The following is a 9,497-nucleotide window of genomic DNA, read 5'->3' on the forward strand; positions in this document are numbered from 1 at the left end:
GGGAGGAGGAGAGGTAAATGCCATTCATTCAGATTAATATTCTTAAAGGAAGATCACCAGAAAAGAAAGAACGATTAATACGTGAAGTTACGGATGTCGTTTCGAACGTCTTAGAAGCTCCCGTCCAAAATGTGCGCATTATGATCAATGAATTAGAGCCAGAGCATTGGGGGATTGCAGGAGAATCAGTTAAAAAGAGAAATGAGGTTACAAAATGACAAATGTACAAACGAAAGTAAGAGAAGTCGGTCTATATATAAACGGAGAATATAGAAAAGCAATGGATGGCGCAACATTTGATGTCAAAAATCCTGCTACACAGGAAGTAATCGCGAAAGTTAGTGAAGCGACAATTGAGGATGTCGATCGTGCGTGTCGTGTGGCACGAGAGGCTTTTGAAAATGGTCCGTGGAGAACGATGACAGTAGCAGAGCGATGTGCAAAACTTCGCCGCATGGCTGAAATCATACTTGAACGGAAAGAGGAAATCGCGGGGTTAGATGCAATTGATGTGGGGAAACCTTTTCATTCAGCAGTCCAACATGAAGTGCCTCGTGCTGCAAATAACATCAAATTTTTTGCCGATTTTATGGAGAATCAAGGCGGCGAAGTGTATCCAATGGAAGAAGCGTATTTAAACTATACACGATACGAACCTGTTGGAGTAGCTGCCCTAATTACCCCGTGGAATGTTCCGTTTATGTTGACGACTTGGAAGCTTGGTCCATGTCTGGCTGCGGGGAACACAGCGATTATTAAACCAGCTGAAATGACGCCGCTTTCCGTTTCACTTCTTGGCGAGATTGCGAAAGAAGCAGGAATCCCAGATGGTGTAGTCAATGTCGTTCATGGTCAAGGAGCAGTCGTTGGAACAGCTTTAACAACGCATCCACAAGTAGATCTTGTTTCATTCACCGGTTCTACAGCGACGGGGAAACGAATTATGAAAAACGGGGCAGATTCTTTGAAGAAATTCTCCTTTGAATTAGGTGGAAAAGCAGCCAACATCGTGTTCGAAGATGCCAATCTGGATAAAGCGATTCCTGTTTCGATTCAAGCAGCGTTCATGAATTCCGGGCAAGTATGTCTGGCGGGATCAAGAATCTTAGTGCAACGTACCATTTTAGATGAATTTTTAGAACGATTTAAGAAAGCCGCAATGGAGCTAAAAGTGGGCGATCCACAAGATGCAGAAACAAAAATGGGTCCTCTTGTAAGTGAGGAGCATTATAAAAAGGTGACAAGTTATCTTGAAATTGCCAAAGAAGAAAATGCTACATTAATATGCGGTGGAAAACGCCCTGAACTACCAGAGTATTTGCAAAATGGCTATTACCTAGAGCCAACCGTATATGTTCAAGAAAATCCAAAAACGCGTCTTTGCCAAGAAGAGATTTTCGGTCCACTTGTGACTATCATTCCATTTGATACCGAAGAAGAAGCCCTTCGCATTGCCAATGATACAGAGTATGGATTAAACGGTGTCGTATGGACAGAAAACCTGCAACGGGCCCATCGAATTTCGCACGCGGTGAGAGCCGGTACCATTTGGGTCAATTGCTGGTTCGTTCGTGACCTTCGTGCGCCATTTGGGGGCTTTAAAAAGAGTGGCGTCGGACGTGAAGGTGGCCATCACAGTATGGAATTTTTCACAGAAGCGAAAAACATTTGTATTGCTTTAAACTAAATCGATTGAAAACACCCGCAAAGGTTTTTAGATGCGGGTGTTTTTCGTATGAAGATAAAAATACAAGTAGTACCTTTACGACTGAAAGATATGTAAAATTTTCCTATATTAGGGTACAATTATAACGAAAATTGAAATTTGGCTATTGTTTGAAATTAAAGTGGAAACCATGAAGGGGAGGGGATCAGATGCCAACCTACAATAAGCTCGTCCGCGATCAAATCATCGACATCATTGAAAAAGACGGTTTACATTGCAACTACCGCATTCTCAATGAACAGGAGCATTTACAGGAAATCAAGAAAAAGCTCTATGAGGAAGTAAAAGAATATGAACAAACCTCCAATGAAACAGATGCCCTGGAAGAACTTGCGGATCTATTGGAATTGATCCATGCAGCCCTATCTGTACATAACAAAAGCTTTGACGACCTAGAAACCGTGAGACGAAAGAAATTAGAACAGCGCGGCGGATTTCAAAAACGCCTATTCTTAATCGATGTGGAAGATGAGTAGATGGAAAAGAAACAGTATTGGAAGTTAACGAGTGGTGAAATGAAGGACAATTATCTAACAGACGCAGATATTTGGAAATCCATTCACTACTTTTTTTATCACTCGAAAAATTCAACAACCTACAAATTTGGTTTCTTTAAAGCATTGCTTGAAAATCTATCAGAAACCAATGAAGACATGGAAATTTCCTTTGAGGATCTGTTTAAGTCATTCACAAAAATTTATTGGAATCTTGTCGTACATCATCAATTATGGCAAGCCAACACCCAAACGAAAAAATCAAAAGTGCAATCAGTCATTGAAGATTTTCAAAATAAATACAGTATCCCGACTGAATGGAATTTCGACAAAATCGCACTACCGCAACAGTCTCAGTTAATCAAACACGTGAAAACAAACGGAAAACGGAACGTAATCGGAGCAACCTATGGCGATTTTAATGAAGAAATCTACACCTTTGATTTGAAAAATGAATCCATTAAATTAAATTCAGTCTATTACGAGTTTCTCCAAAAATATAAGCGAATTCTAACTGATGTAAATAACTATCAACTATCATTATTTTTAGAGAAATTTTATGAAGCAGAAAAACTAAACAAACTATTATCGAAGGTGGAGTTTGTCACACAACGCCAATCCTTAAAAGAATTCGAACTGTTACTGAAAAATGCCGGATTCGACACGTGCTTCTACTGCAAAAAATCCGTGAAAAAAGGAAGCCAAGTCGATCACTTTATTCCATGGAGCTACATCCAAAACGATCATCTATGGAATTTTGTACTAGCCTGCCCGTCTTGTAATGCGAAGAAAAGTAATAAACTTGCTTCAGAAAATTATATGAACAAATTAATTGAGCGAAACGAATTGCTTGTCCACGAGACGTCTTACAAAGGCTATTTCACGCATTACTCGGAAGATATGTTGAGGAGTTATTATCATTACTCGCAGGAGAATGGGTTTAGGAAGGTTTGATGCCTAAATTGAAATATTATATGGCGTCAAATAAATACATATAAGCCCTCAATAACTTATTTTTTATAATATAAGATTGTTGTCATAGATTAAATGAATTAGGGGTGTTTTAAATGAAGTTTATAAAGGATAGATATAAAATATTAAAAAAGTTAAACGGTGGCAGTATGTCTAATGTTTATTTATGTATAGATTTTGATAAAGATCAAGAAATAGTAGTTATAAAAACTTTTGAATGGAACGACCAAACATCTAGTGAACTATATAAAGCTTTATTTAATAGAGAGTTAGAGAACTTAGAAAAACTTCAAAATAAACGCATAGTTAGTCTTTTAGAAAAAGGCATGGACTTAGAAAATAAACTAAACTTTATTGTTTTAGAATACTTTAAAGGTGAGTCACTAAATGAAGTTATTTACAAAGGAGTGTTTAGTGAAAAACAAAAGATAAAAATTATTTTAGATATTCTAGAGGGGCTAGATTACGCTCATTCTAAAGGTGTGATTCACAGAGATCTGAAGCCTTCAAATATATTAATAGATGAATCAAATCAAATAAAAATAATTGATTTCGGAATTAGTAAATTAAAGGACAGTATGTATAAGGATTTTACAGTAAAAAATTATTTAACACCTAAATATGCATCACCGGAACAAAAGCTTTTAAAAAATTTAGATTTCAGAAGTGATATATATTCAGTGGGGATAGTAATTGCTGAAATTCTGTTAGAAAGAGAATTTGAATTTGAAGAAAACATTATTGAAGTTGTAAAGAACAGTGAATTAGAGGAACACTTTAAAAATTTACTCTTAAACATGATTGCTAAAGAAGTAAAAAATAGAATTAGTACAGTAAGTGAATTGAGAAGTAGATTTCAAGAATTTAATAAAAAAGAAAATAAACTATATGGCATAGGATTTGCAGACTCTGTACTCAAAAGGCTTTGTCAATTTGGATATTTAGAAAATGAAAGTCGTAGTGAGGCTAGCAAACTAATAGCTAATGATTTAAGTAAAGCATTAATTTATATGGACAATGATAACAATTTAAGAAGTGATCAAAATACTTATAAGATATATGGTAAGCAATATGAATATAAGTGTGTTGTTGATAAAAGAACAGATACTACATTCACAATTATAAGTATACATTTTCCTAATAAATCTCAGCATAATAGTAATAAAGAGTGGGCCATTACCCATGAGGGAGAATTTGAAGTTTGTATTAGTGTAACCAAAGATAATGATTTTGATAATATCCATGATTTAATTTCTAATTTTGAACTTGAATATAGAGCTAAAAAATTAAAAAACGATCAAGAAATTAGTGAAAAGAATAGTATTCAGAGATGGGAAAAAGTTCTTCATATTTTAGAAGAAGATATCGAAGTGAATAAATCTACATTACAGTACCGTCATTTTGAAGTAGATTCTTTAGGTGAAAAAATCATTATAGAGTTGAAAAATGAGATTTCAGAAAAAGTATTTGATGACGAACAGTTACTGTGTATGACTTCTGCATATAATATTAATAGAACTAAGCTAGCAGGCTATTGTATTGATTCAGATGGAAACAAACTTATTGTTCAATTAAGTAAGGATGCGAGCCCAGATGACTTTGCTAAGTCAGGAGAAATTTCTATTGATAGAAGAATGATAGAAACTGCTCTTAGTAGGCAGAAAAAAGCATTGAAATCTATTCAATATAGGGAGTTAAGTAACCCTAGAATCGCAGATATCTTATTAAATCCTGAACAAGCAATGTATTCAGATTTGTTTATTGATTTAGAGTATGCTAGTGAAATGGATGAATCTAAACAAAAAGCGGTTGAAAAAGCGATGCAAGCAAAAGATATGTTTATTTTACAGGGACCTCCTGGTACTGGAAAAACCACTTTTATAAGTGAACTTGTAAATCAGATTTATAAAGAAAATCCAGATAGTAAAGTTTTAATTTCTTCACAATCTAATGTAGCAGTTGATCATGCTTTAAATAAAATTAAAGATATGCTTCCGAAGCTATCTCTTTTACGCATAGGTAGAAAAGATAAATTATCTTTAGGCGCTGAAAAATATATGATTGAGGAGCAGCTATCGGAATTAATAGAAAGTATAAGAAAAAATAGCTTAGAGTATATAGAAAACTTAAAAAATCAGATTAACATGGATGAAACATTAATCAATAAGTACGAGAAAATTCTTGAAATAGATCGTTTAAAAGGGAATTTAGAAATTATAGATACAAAAATTTTAGATACGCAGACTAGGCTCGATATTATTATCGAAAGTTATGAAGAACTGAAAAATTTGAATTATGAATTGGAAAAAATAACTCATTCATTAAATAAAGAAACGGAACAAACTGATGATCTTGAATTAAATGATATTAGTAAAGTATTTAAAGAGAAATTTATTAGTTTTGGTAATCAATTTTTAATTAAGTTGGATAAAGCTAAGAATCTTTCTGCAGATAAAGTCGAACTTGAAAATACCCTAATTGAATCAATGTATAAATCAGATGAAGTTCAACATCAACTAAACGAAACTTATTCATATTTAGAAATTGAGGATGTAGAGCAGTTTTATCATCTGAAAAAAGAAGTCAATATAACTATGCAAGGAAATCAGGAAGAGCTTGAGTTTATTTCTAAAATTGAAGGTATTCAAAATGAATGGTTTTCACGTATAGGGACGGATGATAAATTATTAGATGTTTTAATAAAGAAAACAAATATTATAGGGGCTACTTGCTTAGGTATTTCAAGTTTATCTTATAATAGCGAAGTTGTTTTTGATTGGGTAATTATAGATGAGGCAGGGAGAGCTACTGCTCCAGAGTTATTAGTGCCAATAACACTTGGTAAAAAAATTGTTTTAGTTGGTGATCATAAGCAATTACCACCTATTTTAGATAAAAATATACAGAATTTAGATTTACAACAAGCTAACATTAAATTAAAGGATTTAGAAAAAAGTTTGTTTGAAGAATTAATGCTCAATATTAATAGTAACTGTGTTGGTCGACTAGAGCAGCAGTATAGAATGCATCCAGCTATAGGTAATTTAGTCAGCAAAGTTTTCTATGAAGGAATGTTGGAATCTAAAACAACTGTAACTCAAAGAGATCATGGTATTCAAAAATGGGATGGGAAAGGAGTAGTTTGGCTTACGACTTCTAATAGCCCAAAAAGGCATGAACAAATTATAAAGAGTAATTCACATCAGACTTATCAAAATGAATTTGAAGTTAACATAATTTTCAATAAACTTTTAGAGATGGAAGTAGAATATGCTTCGAAAAAATTTAAGAAAGATGTTGGAGTTATTGCAGGTTACCAAGCTCAAAAATCACTGTTTAGAAAAGAATTCGAGACTAAATATAAAGATAAATTTACATTTTTAAATGTAGAAATTAATACTGTTGATGCTTTCCAAGGAAGAGAAACAGATATTATTTTCTATAGTATTGTCAGAAGTAATGATAAAGGTAAAATTGGATTTTTAAGTGATGCAAGGCGTTTGAATGTAGCCTTATCGAGAGCGAAAGAATTATTGGTTATTGTTGGTGATCACATGTCGGTGACTAAAGAATCTACTACTTTTGATAATTTAGAAAACCCTTTTTTAAAAGTATATGAATATATTAATTTCAATGAGAGTATTTGTACTTTAGAGGAGGTACTATAAATGATTGAAAAATTAGCTGAAAAGTATAAAGATTCGGTTCCTGACGGAAAATTAGTTAAATATGTATATGCAGCTTTTCCAGTATATAAAGTTCACTTAAATATAACGTTATTAAAAAAGAAGGAAATAGGGATAGTTGAAGAATTTGTATTAAAACTTTTGGATATTAACATTGATGAAATAGAGAAAATGTCAAATATTTTAGGCATAGAAACAAGGTTAATAACTGATTCAATAGCACTTCTTTTCAAAGACGATTTAGTGGTACTTTTAAATGAAAGACCTAAAATAACGGATAAAGGAAAAGAGGTCCTACGTAATTCAAAATTAATTGTACCTGAACAAGTAAGTTTTCATTTTTTAATAGATGGATTTACAGGAAAGGCATTGCCCCATAAAGCTTCTTTTTCAGCAAAAGAGGTAAGAAAAAAAGATTTTCATGTCTTATTACCAGACAAAGAAATACCTAATCTAAATGAAATTTCATTTAACGATGTAGCGAGATTATTAAAAAAACATAAATCGGAGTTCCTAGAAGATACATTTAATGGTGATTTAATTTCTATCAATAATATAGAAAAGTCTTATACTATGTATAAAAAAAGAAGTTTACTTGTGTTTCTAGATAAAAACAATAATTTAGATGTTAAAGTGTTTGATGGTTTAGATAGAGAAGTTGAATATGAAAATATATTGTTAAAAATGCAAGAAGCAGGTATATCGCAAATACCATTTGATAAAAAAGATATAATAGACCAAGATGACGCTCACAATGATTTAACTCAACTAATAACAGATGAGGTAATTAAGCAAGCAGAGGCAAATATAACGGAAAATAAAACGACACAATTAAAAGAATCGGCTGTAAATAGATTAATCTTGGAACATGAAAATCTTTTAAAGAATCCAGATGATTTACCTGAAGAAGAAGTATATTCTAAAACTCAAGAAATAAAAATACTTAAAAAGCAATTGGATGATATTAAACTTAGAAAAGAAAATAGTACTAGGTTTATAGAGACATATGAGCACAGGTCTATTCTTATAAATGCATTAAAAAAAGCAAAAAAAATGGTTATTATTTTATCTCCGTGGATTAGATTTAGTGGTTTTGATAATGAGTTACAAAATGAAATAATAAATTCTTTAAAACGGGGGATAAGAGTAATTATTGGTTATGGAATAGATGAAAAAGATGATAGCGATCCTAGGGCTATCGAAAAGCTTAATCACATGAAAAAGCAATCATATGGTAAAAAAATGATTTTTAAGAAATTAGGGAATACGCATGAGAAGGTTTTATTAGTTGATGGAGAGTACGTAGTAATCACTAGCTTTAACTGGTTATCCTTTAGAGGTAATCCAAATTGGGGATTCCGTCAAGAATCAGGTATTTATACTGAGAATGAAGAAACAATTAATCAAGTAATTATCAGTGTAAATGAAAGAATGGAAATTCAAATAGAAAATTATTTAAAATAATGAGTAAGACAAGTTATATTGATTGGTTGTTCCACAAGCACAACAAAATTTAAATAATGAAAAGTTGCCACGTGCATTTTTCGTAAAATAAAAGCGTGAGAAACCTTGATGTGGGGATTTTTTGGATGTTTTCTTCCTATGTCCCGTCGTCTCCAATTACTAAAAATGTTATTAAAAGTCACGGAATAGGACAGCCTTTTAAGACCGTAAACATTACTATATTATATTCTCAAGTTGAACCTTTCCTATAATGGAGAGGTTCTTTTTTCTTTTTCCTTAAAACTGATATAATTTTTCTAAAATATCTAATTATATGACAATAATCACTCGAGGAGGACTCATCATGGCAAACTGGATATTTCAAGGGAATCCAAAGCAATTTGATGTGGATACATATTTACAAGAAAATACGATTGTAACTTGGGGGATTCGGCAAGAGCAATATAAAGATGAATTTCAACTTGGAGATAAAGTATTTATTTGGAGATCTGATGGGGGAAATCGAAATTCTGGTGGCGTAGTAGCAATTGGAGAGATTGCTTCGGAGCCTTTTATAGAGAATGAGCAGGATAGTATTGAAGTGAAAATTAATGAAATTCGTCTTACACCTGAATCCGGAATGCTTCTTCGCAACGAACTTAAAGAGATCTCAGATACGATGAACTTACAAATCTTTAAAATGAGTCAAATGACCAATTATCGCTTAACGGATGGGGAATTTAATCGTCTGTATCAATATTGGCAATCCCCGCAAATGATAAAAGAACAGTTGGAGTTAACCACGATTGAAAAGTATTTGTATGCTTTTCAAGAAGTAGCAGATGCATGGTTTAAAGACAATGCTAAGCATATCCAAGTTGGGTATCATTTTTTTGAACGGTTCAAACAACGAGAACATTTGCAACAAATGGAGTGGGGAGATGTTCAAGAGATTGGTGCGCATATTAATGCCTTTCGTATGGCGCTTACGAAGAAGAGGGCTCTTGGAAACATGAATGCTCCGATTGAAAAGTATCGTAAAAGTTTTGAGTATTTATTTTATGGACAGGAGCCCGTTGAATGGTTATGGCAAACTAAAAATGTACCTTTCGGACATTAATTTGTGCATGAAAAAACCACTTGTCAACATTATCCAATAAAGTTACACTCCTCGTT

The 9,497-nt window shown here is 32.8% G+C and carries 7 protein-coding genes; all 7 read left to right on the forward strand.

The genetic code is table 11. The annotated features are described in order from the left end of the window. The first annotated feature begins 17 nt into the window (after nt 1–17). On the forward strand, nt 18–218 hold the full coding sequence (thmT, locus tag EK386_RS14630) for a 2-hydroxymuconate tautomerase (protein ID WP_121214952.1): 201 nt from the start codon (nt 18–20) through the stop codon (nt 216–218). Next, complete coding sequence (locus EK386_RS14635) at nt 215–1,687, forward strand: aldehyde dehydrogenase (protein WP_126659925.1); 1,473 nt, start codon at nt 215–217, stop codon at nt 1,685–1,687. Before thmT ends, EK386_RS14635 begins: the two co-directional genes overlap by 4 nt. Before the next feature lie 188 nt (nt 1,688–1,875). Beyond that, nucleotides 1,876–2,202 carry a nucleoside triphosphate pyrophosphohydrolase gene (locus EK386_RS14640; protein ID WP_126659926.1) on the forward strand — a complete coding sequence of 109 codons (327 nt, stop codon included), beginning with the start codon at nt 1,876–1,878 and terminating at the stop codon, nt 2,200–2,202. After that, entirely contained in the window at nt 2,203–3,174 is a 972-nt protein-coding gene (locus EK386_RS14645; RefSeq protein WP_126659927.1) for an HNH endonuclease, read from the forward strand. 113 nt (nt 3,175–3,287) lie between these two features. Then, the gene (locus EK386_RS14650; RefSeq protein WP_126659928.1) at nt 3,288–6,860 is read left to right on the forward strand and encodes an AAA domain-containing protein; all 3,573 of its coding nucleotides are present in this window, start codon (nt 3,288–3,290) and stop codon (nt 6,858–6,860) included. Further along, on the forward strand, nt 6,861–8,342 hold the full coding sequence (locus EK386_RS14655) for a phospholipase D-like domain-containing protein (RefSeq protein ID WP_126659929.1): 1,482 nt from the start codon (nt 6,861–6,863) through the stop codon (nt 8,340–8,342). A gap of 343 nt (nt 8,343–8,685) precedes the next feature. Further along, nucleotides 8,686–9,441: an EVE domain-containing protein gene (locus EK386_RS14660; RefSeq protein ID WP_126659930.1), complete on the forward strand. Its 756-nt coding sequence runs from the start codon at nt 8,686–8,688 to the stop codon at nt 9,439–9,441. Nucleotides 9,442–9,497: the final 56 nt, after the last annotated feature.

It is taken from the genome of Lysinibacillus antri, from assembly GCF_003977595.1.
GTDB lineage: Bacteria > Bacillota > Bacilli > Bacillales_A > Planococcaceae > Ureibacillus > Ureibacillus antri.

Coding starts and splice junctions, on each gene's coding strand:
- thmT (WP_121214952.1), top strand. CDS start 18: ATGCCATTCATTCAGATTAATATTCTTAAAGGAAGATCACCAGAAAAG.
- EK386_RS14635 (WP_126659925.1), top strand. CDS start 215: ATGACAAATGTACAAACGAAAGTAAGAGAAGTCGGTCTATATATAAAC.
- EK386_RS14640 (WP_126659926.1), top strand. CDS start 1,876: ATGCCAACCTACAATAAGCTCGTCCGCGATCAAATCATCGACATCATT.
- EK386_RS14645 (WP_126659927.1), top strand. CDS start 2,203: ATGGAAAAGAAACAGTATTGGAAGTTAACGAGTGGTGAAATGAAGGAC.
- EK386_RS14650 (WP_126659928.1), top strand. CDS start 3,288: ATGAAGTTTATAAAGGATAGATATAAAATATTAAAAAAGTTAAACGGT.
- EK386_RS14655 (WP_126659929.1), top strand. CDS start 6,861: ATGATTGAAAAATTAGCTGAAAAGTATAAAGATTCGGTTCCTGACGGA.
- EK386_RS14660 (WP_126659930.1), top strand. CDS start 8,686: ATGGCAAACTGGATATTTCAAGGGAATCCAAAGCAATTTGATGTGGAT.